The 23,252-nt window shown below is 35.4% G+C and carries 12 protein-coding genes; 10 read left to right on the top strand and 2 right to left on the bottom strand.

From position 1 onward, the window contains the following. Positions 1 to 72 precede the first annotated feature (72 nt). From NBT05_RS06800 to NBT05_RS06755, 10 genes are all read left to right on the top strand, one after another. Positions 73 to 756 carry a helix-turn-helix transcriptional regulator gene (locus tag NBT05_RS06800; RefSeq protein WP_265772741.1) on the top strand — a complete coding sequence of 228 codons (684 nt, stop codon included), beginning with the start codon at positions 73 to 75 and terminating at the stop codon, positions 754 to 756. 903 nt (positions 757 to 1,659) lie between these two features. Beyond that, positions 1,660 to 2,172 carry a cyclic nucleotide-binding domain-containing protein gene (locus NBT05_RS06795; RefSeq protein ID WP_265772740.1) on the top strand — a complete coding sequence of 171 codons (513 nt, stop codon included), beginning with the start codon at positions 1,660 to 1,662 and terminating at the stop codon, positions 2,170 to 2,172. 117 nt (positions 2,173 to 2,289) lie between these two features. Next, positions 2,290 to 3,930, top strand: coding sequence for a TolC family protein (locus tag NBT05_RS06790; RefSeq protein ID WP_265772739.1), 1,641 nt, complete (start codon positions 2,290 to 2,292; stop codon positions 3,928 to 3,930). A gap of 18 nt (positions 3,931 to 3,948) precedes the next feature. After that, complete coding sequence (locus NBT05_RS06785; RefSeq protein ID WP_265772738.1) at positions 3,949 to 5,211, top strand: NHLP bacteriocin system secretion protein; 1,263 nt, start codon at positions 3,949 to 3,951, stop codon at positions 5,209 to 5,211. Positions 5,212 to 5,606: 395 nt separating this feature from the next. Further along, on the top strand, positions 5,607 to 7,823 hold the full coding sequence (locus NBT05_RS06780; protein ID WP_265772737.1) for an NHLP family bacteriocin export ABC transporter peptidase/permease/ATPase subunit: 2,217 nt from the start codon (positions 5,607 to 5,609) through the stop codon (positions 7,821 to 7,823). Positions 7,824 to 8,004: 181 nt separating this feature from the next. After that, entirely contained in the window at positions 8,005 to 10,917 is a 2,913-nt protein-coding gene (locus NBT05_RS06775) for an NHLP bacteriocin export ABC transporter permease/ATPase subunit (RefSeq protein ID WP_265772736.1), read from the top strand. 1 nt (position 10,918) lies between these two features. Further along, positions 10,919 to 12,127 carry a DUF7005 family protein gene (locus NBT05_RS06770; RefSeq protein WP_265772735.1) on the top strand — a complete coding sequence of 403 codons (1,209 nt, stop codon included), beginning with the start codon at positions 10,919 to 10,921 and terminating at the stop codon, positions 12,125 to 12,127. 168 nt (positions 12,128 to 12,295) lie between these two features. Continuing rightward, complete coding sequence (locus NBT05_RS06765; RefSeq protein WP_265772734.1) at positions 12,296 to 14,443, top strand: adenylate/guanylate cyclase domain-containing protein; 2,148 nt, start codon at positions 12,296 to 12,298, stop codon at positions 14,441 to 14,443. A 76-nt stretch (positions 14,444 to 14,519) separates the two neighbouring features. Beyond that, positions 14,520 to 14,843, top strand: coding sequence for a hypothetical protein (locus NBT05_RS06760; protein WP_265772733.1), 324 nt, complete (start codon positions 14,520 to 14,522; stop codon positions 14,841 to 14,843). 39 nt (positions 14,844 to 14,882) lie between these two features. Further along, a complete protein-coding gene (locus NBT05_RS06755) occupies positions 14,883 to 16,886 on the top strand; it encodes an adenylate/guanylate cyclase domain-containing protein (protein ID WP_265772732.1) in 2,004 nt (667 codons plus the stop codon). A 71-nt stretch (positions 16,887 to 16,957) separates the two neighbouring features. On the opposite strand, the gene NBT05_RS06750 is transcribed toward NBT05_RS06755, so the two are convergent. Together NBT05_RS06750 and NBT05_RS06745 are read right to left on the bottom strand one after the other, a co-directional pair. Next, positions 16,958 to 19,768 carry a TonB-dependent receptor gene (locus NBT05_RS06750; protein WP_265772731.1) on the bottom strand — a complete coding sequence of 937 codons (2,811 nt, stop codon included), beginning with the start codon at positions 19,766 to 19,768 and terminating at the stop codon, positions 16,958 to 16,960. Positions 19,769 to 19,998: 230 nt separating this feature from the next. Continuing rightward, positions 19,999 to 22,860 (bottom strand): TonB-dependent receptor, encoded by a 2,862-nt coding sequence (locus tag NBT05_RS06745; RefSeq protein ID WP_265772730.1) that lies wholly within the window; start codon positions 22,858 to 22,860, stop codon positions 19,999 to 20,001. Between the last annotated feature and the right edge of the window lie 392 nt (positions 22,861 to 23,252).

Below are 23,252 nucleotides of genomic sequence, written 5' to 3'. Positions count from 1 at the left end.
TTCCTTCCAGCCTCCGATGAGGTATAAGAGGAAGGCATGGGTCGGGGAATAGGAAAAAACGAACAGCATACTATGAACACACCAAGCACAAACACCTTAGAAAAACTAAAAATTGACTGGAATGCCCCGGATGTATTACAACAAATCCTGGGAAGTATTCAACTCCCGTTACAATCCATTATGGAAGCTAGTTCTGAGACTAGTTCCCTTTCAACAACAGAAATCCATAGGCGACAATCCGCAGAAATTATTTTTTCTAATAGCAAAGAGATTAAAATCCTAATTGAAAAGGTACTTACCAACATCGAATCCAAAGCAATACGGATTTCAGATACCACTACCCCCATTCTTTTCAAAATCTACGAAAACAATGAGCATGTACAACTTCTCTGTAGAAACCACCTGGATACGAATCGTATCTCCAAATCGGATCGGCAATGGTTGTACCAGTTTGAACAAGAGGTGTTTCAAAAAAGTAATAGCAACCAATTAAACTTAACGGAGATTTCTTATCAACTCGCTATCAGCGAACGTCAGTTACACCGTAAAATCAAACATCTCTTACACCTAACCCCAAATAAATATATCCGTATTTTAAAATTACATAAAGCCAAAGAATTATTAGATAATTATACGTACGATACCCTTTCGGAAATTGCATATGCCGTGGGCTTTTCAGACACTCATTATTTCTCTAAAATTTTTAACCAACAATACAAAACCACCCCAAAAGAACTTTTGACAATTAGGAGGTAATTGCAACTAGAATTATCATCCCCTTCGAAGAAGATGCAGGAGGGGATGCTGCCCAACAAAAAGATGCCACGACTAAAGCACTTCTTGCAAATAAAAATAATGGCTTAATTAGCTCCCTCCTTCTATTACCTTCAACTACTTACAAGAGCTTGCTCATCCGGTCAAGGCGGAGTTAGGGATAGGACAATTTAATTTCAAATAAAAACAAAAGTAAAATTATGTAACCGGAAAGACCCCAAAGGTTTTAAAAACCTTTGGGGTCTCGCTATCTAAAAATCGTTTAAACTATGATCAAATCTAACAATCTCAGAATTAATTTCTATATTTTAAGAAATTAAAACATAAAGGTCAAGGTAGCTCAAAAAGAACTCCAAAACTTAGCAAATCAACACAAAGCAGTTGCAATAATTGGTTATTGCTAATTCAGAAAATCGACCTTAGTTTACCTACTTTTCAAAAAAGCTGGCAACTTCAACTGTTCTCTTAGTAACGATACAACCATTCTTAGAGCAAATAGCTTAATAACAAGTAACAAAAATCTAAAAAAGCTTTTAGCTTTTGCCCAGTGGCTAGTGGCTTAAACTACAGAAACAACTTAATAACCCAATTACAAGTAACTCAGTACTTCCCACTTCTAGCTTCTGGCTAGTGGCTAGTGGCTAGTCAACTTGATAACTCAATAACAGATAACCTCCCCCTCCGGGGGAACCCGGCAGTTCTCTCCGTAACTATGTCAGTTTTATAGTTCCTTAGTGCTCTACTTTAGCACTATCACAAACAATAGCAGTTTCTAATTCCAATGTATATGAAACCACTTAATTAGATAATTCATTTTACGTCACCTACAATTATTTAGTTACTAAAGGTTCTATATGACTATTGAGAAATAATAATTACAAACATATGAAAAAGGTTCTTTTTTTATTAGGGCATCTGACCGACTTGGATATCGAATGGATGATCCGAAACGGACAAAAACTTCAAATTTCCGAACAAGATTTTTTAATTCATAAAGGCGAAGCTCCTGAAGATTTGTATATCATCCTTTCCGGTGAATTAACCATCCGGGATCAGGATAAAGTCATTGCTACCATCGGTCCGGGTGAAATTGTAGGTGAAATGTCCTTTTTAGAAGCCCGTCCTCCTGCTGTTAATGTAATTGCTTCTGAAGATTGTGAAATTTATAGTATTTCAAAAAAACTAGTAACCGAACGCCTGGAAAAAGATCCGACTTTTAAGGCCAACTTTTACTATTCTTTAGCTTTATTTTTATCTGACCGGTTACGAAAAACTACCAGTCAGTTAGGTTTCGGATCTCCCGAAGAAGAAGACCGGATTGATACTAATGTGATGGAAGGCATCTCTCAAGCCGGAGCCAGGTTTAGCCAAATCCTACATAAATTCTCCGAAATCTAAAGTAACAGCATGTACCGCCATCAAAACACATATAATATCAACTCTTTTAAGAACTCTACATGTACTCTGAGCTTAGTCGAAGAGTCAAGCCCTTCAGTAAACTCAGGACAGGTTCTAATGAATGAGTTAAATCCTTTGATATACTCAGGTTTGACTTTAGTTAAAAAGCATTGTAAAAAACAAAATTTTCTTTATTTAGTAACCCTAATTAGTCTACTAATTACAAGCCTACAAACTCTCGTAGCACAAAATGAGATTCCCTGTGACCTGGTAGAACTTTCGAACAAAGCTTTAGGCATCAATCCAATCCTCCTTCAAAACAAAAATCAAATACTAAGTGCCGAAGGAGGTATTCAAATTCAACAAGGTGTTTTTAACCCGGTTTTTCTTTCAGGCATTTCGTATCAGGATAACCGGTCTAACCTATTTGACCAGGATCCAAGAAATGAACTAATAGATAATAACCTAATTGAAACTGAAACCATTGATTTTACATTAGGTTTACAAAAAACATTCAGAAACGGACTTTTTTCTACCTTAAACGTAGATTATGCCGATGTAGCTAATAATTTTCCTTTAAACCAGTTCAATCAAAACGTACGACCCTTCTTATCCAACCATACTTTCTCTTCTACCTTAGCGCTTACTCAGCCTTTATTACGAGGAAGTGGGATTAAAGTAGCTACGGCACTGGAAAAAGCGGCTATCCTTCGTTCGGAAAGCGTACAAAATAATTATCAAAATGAGAGTGCCTTTCAATTACTGCAAATTGCCGTAGCCTACTGGCAATACACCGCAGCCTTTCAAAACTGGTTAATTTATAAAGAGAATGAAGATCGGGTGGCTAACGTACTTCGGATTACTAAAGAATTAGTTAAAGCAGATAAAAAACCAGCCGGAGACCTGGTACAAATTCAAGCCGACCTTGCTAATCAACAACGTTTAACGAATACTGCGTTTCAAAACTTTCAAAATTCTAAAATTAACCTGGGACGAGCCGTAGGACTCAATGAAACCGAAAGTGAAGCCTTAAGTATTCCTTTAAATACCTTCCCGGAAATTAGCACATCAGGAGTAGACGGTGCTTTACTAAAAGATAAATTACTAGAACAGGCACTTATCAACCGTAATGATTTACAAGCTTTTCAAAAAGAAAAAGAAGCTTTGATGAAACAAGTACGCTTAGCCGCAAACAATCGCAATCCGGAACTAAACCTTACCGGTTTTGTTTCATACGGAGGTACAAATTTTGGCAATGGAATCGATCGGGCATTTTCAGCGATTACGAATAAAGATGGTAGTAATTATACCGTAGGGGTTCGGTTAAACCTTTCACTTCCTATTCTAAATCAAACCGCCAGAGGTACTTACCTTCAGCAGAAAACAGCTTTAGATAACCAGGAAATTGCTACCGATAACCTGGAGCGAAATATTAGTTTAAATGTGAATATTGCTGTGACTAACGTAGAGAATTCCGCTTCTATCTTAAAGAAAGCTAAAGAAACTCTTACCTATTCACAGGAAGTATTTACAAACGAACAGATTAAATTTAAAAACGGATTAACCACCCTCCTAAATTTAATCCTATTTCAGGAACGGCTCACTTTTGCCCAACTGGAATACCAACAGGCACAGCTACAATTTGCCGTAGCCATTGCTAACCTTAGGTATGAAACCGGAACCTTAGTAGCATTTACTGATTCCGTTAATACTCCAATTATTTCAAAACAACAGTATTACACTGTTCCAAAAACATAACTCGTAAAAAATAACATTATGGCAGCAGGATTTTTTAGAAAAGCAGCATTAGAAAAACTCTCCACTCCGGAGAAACTCGACCAACTCATTAAAATTACGGGAACCAAAGCCTGGATTTCTCTGGTAACCATTTTATTGATCCTTGCTACCGGAATCAGTTGGTCATTTATAGGCCGGGTAAAAACCAAATTAAATGTAACGGGTGTTTTATTAGGTGGAGAAATACACGAAATTGTTTCTACATCCCAGGGCCAGTTAATAAACTTAAAAGTAAGTATAGGAGACGAAATTAAGGAAGGAGATGTCGTTGCCATCATTGAACAACCGGAATTGCAACAACAGATCGAAGAAGCACAAGTTGCCATCACCGAGCGCAAATATGAGTTAGAACAATTATTGTCTTATGGAAATCAAGATTCTCGTATTCAGGGGGAATTGATTAAACAACAACGTTCCAGTATTGACCTACAAATAGAAACACAACGTAAAAACTTGTCTTTCTTAAAAAATCAGTTAAAAACCGAAAATGATTTACTGAAACAAGGACTATTAACCCGATCACAGGTTGTCAATACCAAACAACAAATTGAGAATGCAAAAAATAGCATTGAATCGTTAAAAGCACAACGGGTTCAGGCATCCAGTCAACAATTAAATTTAGGTTTTGACCTTGAACAACGTATTACTAATCAAAAACAACGCATTGCTGAAGCCGAACGTAAATTAGAACAATTGAATGAACGTTATACAATTCAAACAGAAATTAAAAGTCCTTACAACGGGCAGGTTGTCGAATTATTAACTGATGCCGGAATTATGGTAGGGCAAGGTTCGCCATTGTGCAAATTGAAAAACTTTGTAAAGTCAAATAATGACAAACTAAGAGGCGTACTTTACATCCCTTCACAGGATGGGAAAAAGATTAAAGTTGGAATGGAAGCCCTGGTAGTTCCTTCGACCGTACAACCCCAGGAACACGGGTTTATGAAAGGAAAAGTTACCTACGTTTCGGATTTTCCAATTACCCAAAAGGGAATGATGACCTCCGTAAAAAATGATCAATTGGTACAGGGGTTGTTGGCTATGGGAGCGCCATTTGAAGTATTTGTCGAATTTGAGAAGGACACTACTTCCTTTAGCGGATTCAAATGGACTTCTGCCCAGGGTCCGGATCTAGTAATTAACGAAGGAACCAGTTGCTTAGGTAAAATAACCGTAAAAACCGAACCCCCGGCCGCCATCGTAGTCCCCGCATTAAAAAAGTTCTTTGATTTATATTAGGGTGAGACCACTGCGCTGCTAGATGTTAGACCGTTCGCTTTGCTCACTAATAGATGTTAGATTTTATAGTGGAAACAAGTTCGTTAATTATGAATGTAAAATTTAGAGTTTAAAAACAACAAAGTAACCCAAACAACACTTTTACCTAGTGGCTTTTAGCCAGTCCACCACAAACTAGTTATAAGTGCAGAATTATGAATTAAAAACAACTTAATAACATAGTAACTAAATAACCCAAACAACACTTTTGCCTAGTGGCTAATGGCTAGTCCACCATAGACTAGTTATAAATGTAGAATTATGAATTCAAAAACAACTTAATAACATAATAACTAAATAACCCAAACAACACTTTTGCCTAGTGCCTAATGACTATTCAACTAAAAAACCGCATCATGTTTAACATAAAACAAAAAAATACAAAGACCGAAAAACTACCCCGTCCGATAAAAACGCCTACGGTTTTGCAGATGGAAGCTGTAGAATGCGGGGCGGCGGCATTAAGTATTATTTTAGGGTACCACGGACGTTTTGTACCCCTCGAAAAATTAAGAATAGCTTGCGGGGTATCTCGGGATGGGTTAAAAGCAACTAATATCTTAAAAGCAGCAAGGCAATTCGGATTAGAAGCTAAGGGTTTTGCTAAGTCTATCGAAAAGCTAAAAAAAGTAAAGGCACCCGCCATTATTTTTTGGAATTTTAATCACTTTTTAGTCCTGGAAGGATTTACCAAGAATAAAGTGTGTTTAAACGATCCCGCCCAGGGAAGGTACCAGGTCACCCACGAAGAATTTGACGATGCATTTACCGGGGTAGTCATGACTTTTGAACCTAATGAAGTATTTGAAAAAGCTGATGAAAAAAAGAGCCTCCGATCTTCTTTACTTTCTCGTATTTCAGGTTCGGAGATGAGTGTTACCTATATTATCTTGGCAAGTTTATTTTTAGTAATTCCCGGACTGGTAATTCCTTCGTTCACCAAAGTGTTTATTGATAAATACTTGATTAACGGTATTTCCGGATTTGTCATGCCTTTGCTACTAATTATGGGGATTGTATTATTAGTTAACTCCGGGTTAGTGTATTTGCAACAGTATTATTTACTTCGGTTAGAAACCAAATTAGCACTTACCACTTCCAGTAAATTCTTATGGCATGTATTTCACTTACCCATTTCCTTTTTTACGCAACGGTACAGTGGCGAAATTGGAAGCCGAGTCTCTCTAAATGACAAAGTAGCCCGTTTACTAAGCGGAGATTTGGCAAATGCGGTATTAAACGTAATTGTAGTCGTATTTTATGCCATTTTGATGCTATCCTATGATGTATTGTTAACCGTCATTGGAGTCTGTATGGCTACCTTAAACATTCTGGCATTACGTTATGTCTCTCGTGCACGAAAAGATGGCAATCGAAATCTTACTAACGAAAACGGAAAATTATTAGGGACTACCACTTCCGGAATTAGTATGATTGAAACTTTAAAAGCTTCCGGAAGAGAAAGTGATTTTTTTACCACCTGGTCAGGATATTTGGCCAAAGTAATGAATGCACAACAAAATTTAGGTTGGCTTACCGCACGTTTAAATGTGATTCCGCCGCTATTGATGTCCTTAACCACTACAACGATAATGGGACTAGGTGCTTTAAGGGTAATGGATGGACAAATGACTTTAGGGATGTTAGTCGCCTTTTTATATCTGATGAATAATTTTATGCGTCCGGTCAATCAACTGGTTACTACCGGAAGTTTGTTACAGGAAACTGAAGGGGACATGAACCGGATCGATGATGTATTGAATTATGAAAAAGAAGAAGAATTTATAAAGGAAGAAGAAAATGCTCAAACTTCAAATGAAGTAAATGTTAATAAGGCGGTACCCACTCAAAAATTAATCGGATATGTTGAATTAAAAGATATTTCATTTGGGTACAATACGACCATGCCCGCTTTGATTGATAACTTTAACCTAAAACTAACCCCCGGTAGCCGGATTGCCTTAGTAGGAGGCTCAGGAAGTGGAAAATCCACGGTAGCCAAATTGGTAAGTGGCCTTTACAAGCCTTGGGGAGGACAACTATTATTTGATGGACAGGATCGCTCGGAGATTCCGCGACACGTAATGACCGAGTCCTTAGCGGTAATTGATCAAGAAGTATTAATGTTTAAAGGTTCCATCCAGGAAAATATTTCGTTTTGGGATGAAAACCTACCCGAAACCGATATGATACAGTCAGCAAGGGATGCCGCCATTCACGATACGATCTCGGCTCGGGTTAATGCCTATGATGCAGAAGTATTAGAAAGGGGAACCAACTTTAGCGGTGGGCAACGTCAACGTTTGGAAATTGCCAGAGCCTTGGCACTAAATCCTTCGGTTCTAGTTTTAGATGAAGCAACCAGTGCGCTTGACCCGAAATCTGAAAAAGTAGTGATGGACAATATTAAACGTAGAGGTTGTACTTGCTTGATCGTAGCACACCGCCTCAGTACCATTATGGACTGCGATGAAATCATCGTAATGGAATATGGAAAAATAGTAGAAAGAGGAACCCACGAAGAACTTATAAAAAATAATGGAGTGTATACAAAATTAATAGATGCAAAATGATCCTATGCTAAATCCTTCCTTAAAGGAAGGACCTCTGAGCTCCCTTCCCCTAGGGAAAGGCCGGGGATGGGATGAATAGGGATAGAAATATAAAAGAAAGTCCTTCCTTTCTTGTTTCCGACGAGAAACAAGAAGACATGGATTTAAGATGAGATTAGGATAGCACAAAAAACATAAAACAATGTTTGAAAACGAAAAAATACATATAGGGATTAACAAAAACCTGATTTTAAAGGATCAGGACCGGTTTTGGATGGTGACTTCCGGTAGCGTTGATATCTTTTGGGTAGCTTTAGATAAAGAGGGTTCTTATAAAAGTAACCTAAACTTTTTATATACAGCTCAAAAAGGAGAACTTATTTTCAGTTTACTTACTGGTGAACCGGAAACTGATATTCGTTTAATTGCCGTAAGTACAGAAGCACGGGTTATTGCGATTAATAAAAACAGGTTATTACAAGTTGACCATACTTTTTTACAATTTCATATAGAAAAATGGTTGATCAAAACAACCCATGCTGTGCAGGATATCCATGCTCCACGAGTTTTTACTGCTTTAGATAAACTAAAAGACATACAACTTACTAAAAATGAAATTGCTTACCCGCATAAAGGAGTAGCCTGGTGCCGGGTGGAAAAAGGAAGTATCGCTGCATATGGAGATACAACGGATCAACCTCTTAAACTTCCTTTTAAAAACACCATTCCGGTAACCGCTTCCTTATACGTAACTGCACTTGAGAAAGAAACCAACCTGAAAATATTTACTACCAGGGAAGTACTAAAAGATGAAATCCTATTTATGCTTTCCCTTAACCAGGTACAGGAACACCTATTTAAAAAATTGCAACATAGAATAGCTGCACAAATAAAAGGACAGGAAACTAAAATCCTGAACAAAATACAATCAGAAAAAGAAAAATTAAATAATTCTCTGGGGAAACTAGGGGATATTGTGAATAAGAAAGTAAAAAACAAAGCTTTAAATACGACTCATAGTTCTAGTACACTTCAAAATAAATTACATACTGCTTGTCAATATATAGGAGATCAGGCTGGGTTTAACTTTGAGTATCCTAAAAACGAAACACAAAAAGAAAGCAATACTACCAATCAGTTATTTGCCTTAGCTCAGGCTTCCAAGGTTAGAACCCGAAAAATAATTCTACGGGGTATTTGGTGGAAGGAGGAAAACGGTCATCTATTAGCTTTTTTAAAAGAAACGAAAGAACCAGTTGCCTTATTACAAAAGGATGCTACCCATTATATACTTAAAAATCCGGAGACAGGTAAAGAAACTCCCGTTACACAAGAAGTTGCCGCTACTTTAGATCCAATCAGTTATATGTTCTTTTACGGGTTTTCAGAAACTATAACTTCAGTTAAAAAACTTTATCATTTTGCGATCCAGGGTATTAAAAGAGATTCAAAATTTTTATTAATAGCTGCTTTTGCCGGAAGTGTGATTGGTTTACTCGTTCCCATCTTATCGGGAGTACTTTTTGATGATGTAATTCCTACTGCCGATCGCTCTTTGTTGATGGAAGTATTTATTATTATGATGGTAATCGGACTGGTAACTGCCGGACTACAATTGATACAAGGCGTACTTCAACTAAGGGTAGAAACCAAGTCCAGTATTAATTTACAGGCAGGGGTAATTGACCATTTGCTAAGGTTACCCGTATCATTTTACAAAAAATATACCGCAGGAGACTTAACTAATCGGGCGTTGAGTATTAATGCCATACGCCAAATTTTATCTAATACCGTGATGACCGCAGTATTAAGTGGTGCTTTCTCTTTTGTAAATCTAATTTTACTATTTTATTATCAGTCCAGTCTTGCTTGGATTGGGGTAGGATTGGCGGTGTTAGCTGTGGCCTTTATCAGTACCATTGGATATTTAAAATTAAAATATGACCGGGATATTTCTGAATCTCAAGGTGAGTTACAAGGATTTTTATTTGAATTTTTATCCGGAATTACAAAAATCCGGATTACCGGGGGTGAAAAACGGATTTTTTCACTGTGGGCAGAACGTTTTGCAAGACTAAAACAACTTGGTTTTTCTTCAGGAAGTTATCAAAATCATGTGGAAATTTTTAATAGTTCTTATCCACTCTTTACCAATATTTTCTTTTTCTCTTTTCTGTTTTATACAATAAAAACAGCGAGCCCCGGTGCTGCTGTCATTACCGTAGGAGCCTTTATGGCCTTTATCAGTGCTTTTAACCAATTTCTGGGAGATTGTTTAAAGATGAGCATGGCGTTAATTTCATCCTTAAATGTAATTACCTTATACGAACGGGTACAACCTATTCTGGAAGAAATACCGGAATCATCCGTAGGAAGTTTGGATCCGGGTGAACTAGCTGGTGAAATTGAAATTAATTCGGTTTCCTTTAGATATCATGAAGAACAACCTTTAGTATTAAAAGATGTTTCTTTTCGTATTCAACCTGGAGAAATGGTAGCCTTTGTAGGAACGTCAGGATCCGGTAAATCTACGATCATGCGGTTGTTATTAGGTTTTGAAGAACCAGAAACCGGAGCAGTATACTACGACGGGCATGCGTTTGAAAAGATGAATAAAGACCTGGTACGTAGACAAATTGGGGTGGTATTACAAAACGGAGCGCTAATGTCAGGTAGTATCTATAAAAATATTGTTGGAAACTCAGAACTCACCCTTGAAGATGCCTGGGAAGCAGCACGGATGGCAGGAATGGAAGAAGATATTAAACAAATGCCTATGGAAATGCATACGGTTATCAGTGAAGGAGCGGGTACGTTCTCAGGAGGGCAACGCCAACGTTTAATGATCGCCCGGGCAATAGCTCATAAACCCAGGTTATTATTTATGGACGAAGCCACCAGTGCCCTGGATAATAGAACTCAAAATATTGTTTCTGAAAGTCTGGATAAATTACAAGCCACCCGTATTGTAATTGCACATCGTTTAAGTACGGTAGTAAATGCCGATAGAATCTTTGTGTTAGATAAAGGAATGATCGTGGAGTCGGGTACTTATAATGAATTATTAGAAATGGACGGAGTATTTACTACCCTTGCTAAACGTCAAATGGTATGATATGCTAAGTAAGTCCGAAAAAATAGAATATCTAAAACAACTTGGCACTCCGGAAGAAAGCATCTCGAAAATTTTAGCATATTGTAAAAATCAATTTATTTCGCAATCAGTATATGCCGGAGTATCTGCGGAAAAAGAATTGAAAAATAAATCCGTACGGGTTCAAGTCCCGTCCCAAACTCCAGAGTATTTGCATGCCAATTTCAGTAGTATAAGTACCTGGGAATCTTATGTAGAGGAATCTAAAGTAAATGGTGTATTTTCCACCTTACAGAAATACCTGATTTCTTTTCAGTTTCCGGTAGCATCAGGTATTAGTAAAACTGAAAACTATCGAAAAGCAACCCTGGCAGGAAAATCTACCACTGTATTTCCGGAAGCTTCGGGACTGGTATTACAGGAACCGGAACATATCCGATTGGAAATTCATAATGGAGTAGCCGGTAAAGTCCCAGTACTTATTGTTCCGAATACAGAGGATTTTAAACAAGTGGTTCGGGCTTTGGCTCATAAAAACGAACCGGTAGCCCTACCCGATTCTATGGGTGCTGTATTCATTAAAGGATTAAATAATTGGGATCGTATCCATCAACTTAAACATGAATTTCTAACAAAAAATAATGCGTTGGATTGGTCAACAGCGTTTAAAAATACCATTATTCCGCAAAAAGAATTATATCAGGATCAACTTATCGTTTTAAGTAAAAAACCCTATAGCAATGTTCCTTCCGAAGATATGGAGCTATCCGAACAGGAATGGTTGGATAGCTCCTTAAAAATAAGACTTTACCATGAGTGCGCTCATCAATTTACGGTTGTAAACTATAATCATATAGCTAAAAATCTACATGATGAGTTAATTGCTGACTATGCTGGTATTACCGGAGTACTAAAGAATTTTAATGCCACATGGTTTTTAAAATTCATGGGGTTGGAAAATTATCCGGTGTATCGGGAAGGTGGTAGGTTTGAAAACTACATGGATGATGAAGATAATGCCACTTTTAAAATCGTGCAAATAATACTAAAAAAAACAGCCGGAAACTTGGAAGTTTTTGATAAAAAAATTGGGAAAATTGACAATATATCAGAACAAATTAAGAGGTTAAAATGTATTTGTGAAACGGATTTATTAACCTTAAGTTCAGATATCGGGGTTCTTGCCTTAATAGAAAAATATAATAGAGAAACTAATGTGACAGAAGCATAAATAGAACGTTGGTTTTTAAATTATACTATTCCTTCCCTATGAGAGGGGTTGGGAATAACATAAAATAAGTATGTCTTTACTTGATTAACATAACAGCTTTTGTTAAGTAAATAGAAAACAGAAAATCATATTTCTCTAGTCCCAAAATAAAAATAAGAAGGAAAGAAGATGAAGAATTATAAAGAAAGTATAATAAAGGAAATCAATAGAATGCTTGAGCAGATTTCTGATGCTATTCAAGTAGACCGAAGTACTTTCTATCTTTTTAATTCTGAAAACAAAGTATTAGAAAGTATTGTTGCTCAAGGGTTCGAAAACCGAATACTTTCAGTTCCGATTGGTATGGGAATCGTTGGAAAAATGTTTAGTACCGGGCTTCCTATTATAGAAAATAATGTTTATGCGAACCCAAATTTCGAAGATTCTTTTGATCAAAGATCAGGATACACAACTTGTTCGACCCTTTGTCTACCTGTTTATAATGATAAAAATCAACTAATTGGCGCCTTACAATGCTTAAATAAAATACAAGGAAATTTTACTATTAAAGATCAACGTATCCTAGAGAGTTTTGCAACTGCAATAGCGCTTATTATTAAAGGAAATGATTTGTACGTGGCCAGTGAAAAAGTTCAATATAATTTTTCAAAGTTACTAGAAGTTTTTACTTCTATTTCGTCCGAGTTAGAATTAAACGCATTGATTCCACTAATTATAAATAAGGCAGCAGAAATTACCGGGGCGGATCGAAGTTCTTTTTTTCTATTGGATAAGGAAACTAATGAATTATGGACACTGTTTGCCAAAGGTTTAGATAATGAAGTGGTTCGAACCCGAAAGGGAATTGTAGCAAAGGTTGCTGCAACTGGAAAACCTTGTATTATTAATGATCCCTACCATCATTCGGATTTTGATCCCTCTATAGATAAACAAACAGGGTATCGCACTACATCTATTATATCCGTACCAGTTTTTGATAAATACCAACAAATCCTTGGCGTAGTACAAGCCATCAATAAGAAGGAGGGTGTTTTTAGTAAAGATGACCTACACATTTTAAACGGATTTGCCAGTCAAATTCGAATAGCCATACAAAACGCCGAACTATTTGACCAGGCACATAGTATGAAAAACTATCTAAACATGTTAATTCAAAATTTAGATTACGGTATTGTTACGGTAGATAAATTGAATAGGGTTCGAACTGTAAACCATGTTTTTACAAGTATTTTTTTAACTTATAATACTACTAATGTTATTAATAAAACTGTTGATAATCTCATTTCCCCCTTCAAAGAGTTAATGAGTTATGGAAAGGAAACTTTACAAACCGGGAAAAAAGTCTATAAGAATGAAATTAAGGTTAATATAGGTAATCGTAAAACTTTAACACTAAATATAAGTGTTTTACCTATGGTAGACACCAAAGGGGAAATTATAGGAGTCATCCATGTTTTTAATGATATTTCTAAAGAAAAAAGGATAGAATCTAATCTAAGCAGGTACATCCCCAAGCATATAGTTGATGAAGTGATGAATAAGGAAAATCTTTCTTTATTGAAGGGAAATTATTCAAAATGCAGTATTCTTTTCTCAGATATACGCAATTTTACCAGTTTAACTGAAAAATTCGGAGCTATTCAGATTGTAAAGTTGCTCAATAAATATTTTGAAGCAATGGTAAGTTCCATTTATAGAAATAAAGGAATGCTTGATAAGTTTATAGGAGATGCTGTAATGTCCGTATTTGGTGTTCCATATGCTATAGAAAATGACGCCATTAACTCTATTCATTGTGCTTTAGATATGATAAATACACTGGAAAAAGTGAATCATGAGAATCCGGACTTACCCGTTTTAAATATAGGAATTGGAATTAGTACAGGGAAGGTAGTTTCAGGAAATATAGGGTCCGAAAAACGCTTTGAATATACAGTAATTGGTGATCCGGTCAACCTGGCGGCTCGCTTAGAAAGTGCTACCAAAGAATACGAATTACCCCTATTGATTTGTGAAAGTACCTACCAGGAAGTCAAACATCATTTTCATTGTTTAGAAATTGATACAATTGCAGTAAAGGGTAAACAACATCCTTTAAAAATATATACGGTATTTAAAGCTAATACGAACCCTTTATATAAAAAAGATCAAAATTTTCTTGATAATTTTAAATCAGGTTTACAAGCTTTTCAGAAAGGACAATTTAGTTTAGCTAAAAAATTATTTGAAGCATCACAAAAGCACAACCCTGAATTCAGGCCAATTCAATTGTTTTTACAAAAGTGCAATTTACAACTAGTGAGAGAAGAAAGGTAGCTTTCTCAGTAATTCTGTCAGTTTTGTCAATACGAGTCTTCTTATTTTTACCAGATACTAATCATAAATGTGTACCATGAAATATTCTAAAGCACAAAAAGTACTGGAAGCCACTTTAAGGGAGGCTTGGACAAATCCATCATTTAAAGAAAACCTAATCGCTAATCCTATACCGGAAATTGAGAAACTAACCGGTGAAAAAATTAATGTTCCGGTTGGTAAAATGCTGGTAGTAATTGACCAAACAGATACAAACACGATTTATTTAATCCTCCCCCCACAACCGGATTTTGAGGATATTGAGTTAGATGAAGCGCAGTTGGAAATTATTGCTGGAGGAGGTGGAGTGGAACCGGTAATTACAGGACTTTTACCTACTCTAAATGGAATGATCGTATAATGAGTGAACAACCCCATTCTAGTTAAACTTAAGCATGTATTGAAGACAGATCATAACATAACAAGTTATCTTTATAAAAAGTATCCGGTTTTTTGGATGCTTTTTTTATTTATAAGTACAATACCATTTGCAACAGTAAATTGCAATAGTATTTTTGACAATGAAGCTCTAGAAACTTTTTTATCAGAAAACAGTTTTCTCAAAAAGGAAGAAAAAGCCCAACAGTTACAAATTTGTGGTATTGAAGCAATGCAGAATTTGAAATATGAAACTGCCTTTTACTATTTGAATAAAAGTCTTGAACTGTATATCGAATTAGGTGATTCTAAGAATACAGGTATTTGCTATAGTAAATTAGGAGCGGTTAACTACTACCAAGGGAATTACCACAAATCTTTAATATTTTTTGAAAAAAGTAAACAACAACATCATAAGATATCAGATTATAAAGGCATTTCTTCCGCTTTAAATAATCAGGGAGCTATTCATTATCATTTAGGAAATTATTTAAAGTCCTTAGAGCATTACAAACAATCATTGCAAATTTTAAACTCCTTATCTCAACCAAAACTACAAGGATCTATTGTTCAGAATATAGGAGGTATTTATCTAAAGATAGGAGATACTGAAAATGCAATGAAGTATTTTCAGAAAGCTGCTAATTTATACAATACCATTGAAGACTTTAAACAGCAAGCTCTTATAGCAAACGCCATAGGGGAAATTTATCGTACTCATAAGGATTACCAACTTGCGGAAGAATATTTTAAACAAGGTCTTCAATATGCTACGTTAGTAAATGATCTTCAAACCAAAATAGAAATTTGGTATAACTATGCGGATTGGTATGGATCTCAGGAACTATGGGAAAATGCAGTAAATCTATACCAAAAAGTATATCAACATTCGGTTGAAAATAAAAACCCTCATTTTCAAGGGTTATCATCAGTTGCAATAGGTAATATTTTAAGAAAGAAGGGGGAAATAAAAGAAGGGGGAAAATATTGCCAGGCGGGATTACAAATTGCTACAGAACTTCAGGAATTGGACTTAAAGAGAGATGCTTGTGATTGTTTATATAAAATATATAAAACTCTAAATTATAAAGATAAAGCCCTTTTCTACCATGAGAAATCCATCTTATTTAAGGATAGTTTACATCTTAAAAAGACAGCTAATAAGGCATTACAAATGGAATTTGAAAAACAAATGCTGTTAGATAGTATTGTAAATATTAACAGAAGGAACGAATTAAAGCAAAAGCATCAAAAAGCAATTGTAAAGAAAGAAAAACAACAATATATTTTAATTACCATTGCTTTTATAGTACTGCTATTGAGTGGGGTGATTTATAGCAGACTGCGTTTTATTAAAAAATCCAAAGCGGTATTACAAATAGAGAAAGACCGTTCAGAAAGCTTATTACTTAATATTTTACCACACGATATTGCACAGGAATTAAAGCAGAAAGGATTCGTAAAGGCTCAGGACTTTGAACAGACTACTGTTCTTTTTACAGATTTTAAATCATTTACTAAAACCGCCTCAATCTTAAAACCACAGGAATTAGTTGCCGAAATTAATACCTGTTTTAAAGCTTTTGATCTAATTATAGAAAGATATCATATTGAGAAAATAAAAACTATCGGTGATGCTTATATGGCAGCGGGAGGACTACCGCAGCCTGGTCCGGATGCCATGAAAAATACTATTTTTGCTGCATTAGAAATGCAAACTTTCATTATTAACCGTATTAAAGAAAACAAAAAAAATGGGCTTCCTGCTTTTGAGATGAGACTAGGTATTCATGCTGGTCCTATTGTAGCTGGAATTGTAGGAGTTAAAAAATTTCAGTACGATGTATGGGGAGATACCGTAAATATTGCTAGTCGGATGGAAAGTAACGGAGCGGTAGGTAAGGTAAATGTGAGTGAAAGTATTTATCAACATTTAAAAGACGAGCCGGATCTTCAATTTGAATATCGTGGTAAAATTGAAGTAAAAGGTAAAGGTAAATTAAAAATGTACTTCGTTTCTTTATAAACAAAATAGGATAGTAAACCAAAAGCATACTATCCTATTCTAAAAATATATTACCAGAATGAGAACGTATTTTATAGATTGTTTATGGTGAGTCCTATATAATACAAAGATCCTATAAACCCGGTAGCAATCCCGTCAAAATATTCTTTTCCGGTTAAATTTGTGCCTCCTACTTTTAAAGTAGATTTTAAAAATGGGATTGTATAGTTAACTTGGGCATCTATAATAGTAAAAGATGGAACATCAATAGACCCAAAAGCATCGTTATATAAAAACTCACTATTCCATTTTATACTAGTATTAAATCCTAAATTTTGTATAATATTCGTATTTCCAAAAGTTGCTTTTACCCTATGTTCGGGAGAATTGAATTCAGTATTAAAACTTCCGGCGTCCAGACCGTCAATATCTTCTTTTGCATAGGCATAATTAATCCCAAAATCATAATTATTGAAGATTCTTGCATTTATACCTGTAGTGACTCCATAAGATCTTACTTCTTGTTCCGTGTTAGTAGCAAAATTATAAACCTGAAAATCACCATTTTGTAAGGCTGATAATGCTAATAAAGCATTCGGATCATTCAATGTCTGATTTCCATCTGCAACCGTACCATAAAAGGGGGTAATTACGTTTGTAGAGTTAATAAAATTTTCATAGCTATTATAATAAGCAGCCAAAGAAAAAGTAACCGAATTACCATATTTACCTCGATATCCTATTTCATAAGCAGTAACCTCTTCTGGTCGTACATCTTTAACATTCGATTTTTCCAGATTCGTAATATCGTTACTTTCTGCAAAAGAACTAACAGAAGTCAAGGAATATGAATTATCTAATACATCTTGACCAGATAAGGTCACACTTGTAGGCATATTGGTAGCTCTATCAATATAACTGTAAGTTCTAATATCTCTCTCAGGATTATCTTTTGCCGTTCCTACGGTAATTGCTCGTGCTACATCTAGACCCATATACACATTTTGAGCCGTTGGATTTCTAAATCCTGATTGTAGAGATGCACGTATATTATGGTTTTTGTTTTCTCCTAAAGTATAAACAACAGATAATCTCGGCGAAAAATTGCCGTCAAATAATTCTGACTTATCATATCTTATCGAACCTGTAAATTTTAAACGATCATCAAAAGCTTCTTTTTGAATTTGTAAATAAGTACCATATTCTGAGTAATTAATATCGTTATTAGCATCCGTAAATACAGAACCAAATGATTTTAAATTGTACGTACGTAAAGAACCTCCGATTTGAATATCCGCAATATCTCCCGTTAAATGGCTAAAGTTATAGTTCACATCAACATGACTATAATTGGACTCATCTTTAAATTTCGATCCGGTTGTAAAATCAGTATCGCTCGTAACATTATCAAGGGCTTCCTGGAATTCAGCGGTACCTGGTATTAACCGGTTAGCGTCTGCAATAGCACGTGCTCGAGAATGAGCCTCATTATTAGGAAGTCCGGCAGATCTTGCATTAGCATACGTCGTTACGTACTCTCCAAACCATTCATTATCTGTCTTTCTTCCTTGATTTATATTGATAGCCGCTATACGGGTATCATATAAATCGCCAGCATTCTGAGAATTAATATATCCTCTTACGAAAAAGTTGTTATTTTTAATTTCAAGACGATGTTGCTGTAGGAAGAAGTTAGGCGCAGAGAATCGATTGGTATTTTGAATAATACTATTTCCCCTTCCTAATCTACTATTGAATATAATCTCAAAATCGTCAGCAAACGGCCGATAGTGAAGAGACCCACTAAATTTAAAACTTTCCGTATCATAGTCGACCAGATCCTGTTCAGCGTAGCCAGTTCTACTAACATCCTGTCCTTCTGGTAATAAAGCGAACTGCTCAGGAGTAATAACTTGACGTGCTAGTAGAACACTCCCTACTGCAGTCATATTTCGCTCAATTTCATCACCGTAAATATTAAAACCATCATAATTAGGGTCTTCTTCACTGTTTAATCCGGGATTATTAATATTATCAAAATTAGTTGCCCACCAATCAGTTCCTTTAAAAAAAGACATATTAACTTTAGCAGCAAACTTATTAGAAAAGGCTTTTGCCGCTCTTATGCCAAAGTCGTAAAATAAATTAGTTCCCGCAGCCTCTTGAGAAGTTGCCCCACCTTTAACATAAGCACTGATACCCTGATTTTCAAAAGGATTCTTACTGTTAATAAATAAAATACCGTTGAATGCATTTGCACCATACAAGGCTGAGGATGCTCCGGGTAATAATTCTACATTACTAACATCCAGGTCAGATATCCCTACTAAATTACCGACGGCATAACCTAAAGCAGGTAAACTATTATCAGCTCCGTCAATAAGCTGAACAAACCTGGGATTAGAAAAGGATCCGTATCCCCTGGTATTAACAGAATTAAAAAGTAGACTCCCCGTATTTACATCAACACCTTTTAAAGATTCTAATCCAGAATAAAAATCTAAAGAAGTATTCTTTTTTATATCCCTGGCCCCAAAATACTCCACGCTCACCGGTGATTCAAATATACGTTCTGGTGCCCTGGAAGCGGATACCACTACTATATCTAATTCCGTACCTTCTGATAATTTTATAGTTACAAAATCAGTTACAGAAGTTATTTCAATAGTTTGGGATTCATAACCAATACTACTAGCTGTAATTGAAAATGGTAATTCCTTATCTACAGTTAAGGTAAACATCCCGTCAAAGTCAGTAACGGTTCCTACATTTCCCCCTTCTATAGAAATATTAGTTAATGGGATTGGTATATCATATTCATCAATTACAATTCCGTAAACTGTTGTTTGCGATCGACAGATAAAACTGATAAAAAACAACGATAAAAGTAGTGCCCTATTCATAAGTGGATGTGGTTTGAGTTTGTAACTTGTTTTTGGTCAATAATTGAACATCTGTAGTAATAATCTTTTCTATTTTATTGAAAGAAAGTAGTGGTTTACAAATGAAATTTCGCCAAAAATAAAAAAAAAGCTTACCCAAAAAAATTAGATAAGCTTATATATGATGATATGATAAAAATATTACCCTAGGTTCATAAAATGTATTTTAGTTAGAGATATTAAAGGCTACTTTAAAAATTATTAAAGGTTACTCCCAGATAATACTGTGAGCCGATAAGACCTGTGCCTGGCGCAATTGCATACTCGCTACCACCTATATTCGTTCCCCCTAACTTAATAGTAGATTTGAGACTTGGAATCCTGTAATTCACCTGCGCATCAAAAATCACATATGAAGGTACAATTCCATCTGCAAAAGAAGATTCCCATAGAAACTCATCACTCCATAAAACATTGGTATTGAATCCAAAATTCTCAAATAAATTCTGATTACCAAAGGAAGCTTTAATTTTATGTTGAGGTGTATTAAAACCGGTTTCAAAATCCGGTTCTTTAGTTTTGTCAAAATCTTGTTCGGCATAAGTATAACTACCTCCCAGATCGTAATTACCAAATATTTTTGTAGTTAAACCAAAAACAACTCCGTAAGAATTAATATCAACTTCAGAGTTCGTAATGGCTTGATACACCTGGAAATCACCAGTGGCAAGTGATCCTAAAATCTGTTGCGTATCTGCATTTAAGCCACCAATAGTGGCAGGATTTGCAGGATCGTAAGCTGGAGCACTAGAATCTACCGGTTCTAAACTAAAGTTCGTATTATCTCCGGCAAAAGGAACAATTACATTCTCAGTAGAAATAAAATCCTGGTATTCATTATAATAACCACTCAAATCCAAGATAACCGAACCAAATTTAGCCCTGTACCCTAACTCAAAAGAAGTTACTTTTTCAGGTTTTACAATCTCTGGGTTTGCAACTGTCAAAAAGTTAGCATCTCCTCCACTCGCTGCAAATTCTAATACGGAAGAAGCTAGGAAAGAGTTTTGATAAGCCTGTGTTCCAGCAATCGAAACCGGCATATTGTTTCTATCTGTAAAACTCCTTAAATCCCTAGCTAAGTTATCTTCTGCAGACCCTAAAACAATGGCTTGACCGGTATTAAGACCTAAATACAAATCCTGTGTCGTTGGATTTCTAAATCCGGTTTGTACGGAAAATCTTAAATTTCTATTTCTTTTTTCACCTAACGTATATCCAATCGAAAATCTAGGCGAAAAATTACCTTCAAATAATTCTGATTTATCATAACGGATCGACCCGGTTAGTTTTAAACGGTCATCAATCAGTTTTCTTTGAATTTGAGAATATAATCCGAATTCAGAATACGTAATAGGATCATTAATATCAGTAAATACTTTACCGTCGGAATCTAATGTGTATTGCCTGAAAGAACCCCCTACCTGGATATCTGCAAAGTTAGAAGTCAAATGGCTAAAATTATAATTAGCATCACTATGAAACAACCGGGTTTTTGATATCAATTGAGCACCATTTAGTAAATCTGGACTAGCTATTACTTGATCAAAGGCTTGTTCGAACTCAGCACTACCTGGTAAAAATCTACCTGTATCTGCTATCCCTCTGGCTAAAGTAAAAGCTCGCTCCAGGTCAGCTCCTGATTCTAGTGTTTGCCCTAAAGCACCCACATATTGACCGAACCATTCCTGATCACTCTTCCAGGCGCGGTTTACATTAATCCCTGCAAAACGGATATCATAGGTATCTCCTGCATTTTCTGCGGTAATATATCCTCTTACAAAAAAGTTCTTATTCTTAACTTCTAACTTATATTGTTGTAACAAAAAATCATTTAATGAAAATCGGTTGGTATCCTGAAAAATAGTTTGTCCCTGGCCTAATCTACCAATAAAGCTAATTTCAAAGTCATCTGTAGCAGGTCGATAGTAAAGTCCGAAGTCAGCTTTTAAACTTTGTGCATTATAGTCAGTCAAAAACTCTTCTTTATAACCAGTTCTACTCACGGATTGATTTACAGGAAGCAAATCAAATTGCTCTTGTGTAATTTTACCAAGATTTAAAAGACTCTGTCCAACGGTTCTAATGTTTTGTACAACTTCATCTCCATAGATATTGAGTCCATCATAAGCGGGGTTGGTAAGACGATTGCTAACGCTCTGCCCTAGAGGAGTAAGCTCATCCGAAAAATCCGTAGCAAACCAATCTGTTCCGTTCAATAAAGAAAAATTAACCTTTACGGCAAACTTATCTGAAAATGCCTTTGCCGCCCGAAATCCAACATCATAAAATAAATTAGTTCCTGCTGCTTCCTGCGTAGTAGCCCCTGATTTAACGTAAGTACTAATCCCTTCGTTATCAAATGGATTTTTACTGTTTATAAACAAAATACCGTTAAAGGCATTTGCTCCGTATAGAGCGGAAGAAGCACCGGGAAGTAATTCGATATTTTCTACATCCAATTCATTAATTCCAATAAGATTTCCAACAACAAAATTTAGCGAAGGAGAAGTGTTGTCCATTCCATCAATAAGCTGAACAAACCGGGTGTTAGTAAAAGAAGCAAAACCTCTGGTGTTAATAGAATTAAAAGTTAAGCTGTTTCTATTGACATCTACCCCTTTAATCTCTCCCAAACCGGTATAAAAATTGGATGAAGTGGTAGCATTTATATCCTGTACACCAAATGCTTCAATACTTACCGGAGACTCAAAAATACGTTCCGGAGACCGGGAAGCTGATATTACAACTATGTCGAGTTCAGATCCTTCTCGTAAGATAATTTGAACATCGCTAGAATTTTCAGTAATCGTTGTCTTATTGGATTCATAGCCTACACTACTCGCGATGATAGTAATAGGGAACTCTTTATAAATAGTAAGCGTAAACATACCATCAAAATCAGTAACCGTTCCTATATCCTCGTTTTCAAGTGAAATATTAGCTAACGGAATGGGCATACCGCGATCATCAATCACCTGACCAGTAAACGTAATTTGAGCAGAGATTGTTAAACTTAAAAATAGAAAGAAAAGGGGTATAAAGTTTTTCATTTTAAAAAATTAAAAAAATTAAAAAATACCGTATATTTAATACGTTTTAACCTTAAAATTGATAGGCAAAATTAATTATTAAAATATTATTAACAATAATTTTAACGTTAAAATACCAAATTTTAAGTTGAAAAACATATTGTTTATATTATTAAAAATAAATACCTTTATTTTTACACTTAATTGATAATTTTAAGAAAATTTATAAGCAATTGATATTTTTATCTTAATACTACGTTTTGAATAATTTATGATGAGTAGTTATTATTAATAATAACACTGTTATTTTCAAATAATGTATTATTAGTAAGTGACTTATTCCAATATTTTTTAGGATTAAATGAATTTAACGCAACCAATTTGGCTTGTAAAATTGGTATAATGAACCCGTA

Origin of the sequence: Aquimarina sp. ERC-38 (assembly GCF_026222555.1) — a bacterium.
Classification (GTDB): Bacteria; Bacteroidota; Bacteroidia; order Flavobacteriales; family Flavobacteriaceae; genus Aquimarina.
This window is presented reverse-complemented; position numbering and strand designations above follow the sequence as displayed.

Bases quoted from the DNA above. Each gene is read 5' to 3' on its own strand.
- NBT05_RS06800 (WP_265772741.1), top strand. From the start codon at position 73: ATGAACACACCAAGCACAAACACCTTAGAAAAACTAAAAATTGACTGG.
- NBT05_RS06795 (WP_265772740.1), top strand. From the start codon at position 1,660: ATGAAAAAGGTTCTTTTTTTATTAGGGCATCTGACCGACTTGGATATC.
- NBT05_RS06790 (WP_265772739.1), top strand. From the start codon at position 2,290: ATGAATGAGTTAAATCCTTTGATATACTCAGGTTTGACTTTAGTTAAA.
- NBT05_RS06785 (WP_265772738.1), top strand. From the start codon at position 3,949: ATGGCAGCAGGATTTTTTAGAAAAGCAGCATTAGAAAAACTCTCCACT.
- NBT05_RS06780 (WP_265772737.1), top strand. From the start codon at position 5,607: ATGTTTAACATAAAACAAAAAAATACAAAGACCGAAAAACTACCCCGT.
- NBT05_RS06775 (WP_265772736.1), top strand. From the start codon at position 8,005: ATGTTTGAAAACGAAAAAATACATATAGGGATTAACAAAAACCTGATT.
- NBT05_RS06770 (WP_265772735.1), top strand. From the start codon at position 10,919: ATGCTAAGTAAGTCCGAAAAAATAGAATATCTAAAACAACTTGGCACT.
- NBT05_RS06765 (WP_265772734.1), top strand. From the start codon at position 12,296: ATGAAGAATTATAAAGAAAGTATAATAAAGGAAATCAATAGAATGCTT.
- NBT05_RS06760 (WP_265772733.1), top strand. From the start codon at position 14,520: ATGAAATATTCTAAAGCACAAAAAGTACTGGAAGCCACTTTAAGGGAG.
- NBT05_RS06750 (WP_265772731.1), bottom strand. From the start codon at position 19,768: ATGAATAGGGCACTACTTTTATCGTTGTTTTTTATCAGTTTTATCTGT.
- NBT05_RS06745 (WP_265772730.1), bottom strand. From the start codon at position 22,860: ATGAAAAACTTTATACCCCTTTTCTTTCTATTTTTAAGTTTAACAATC.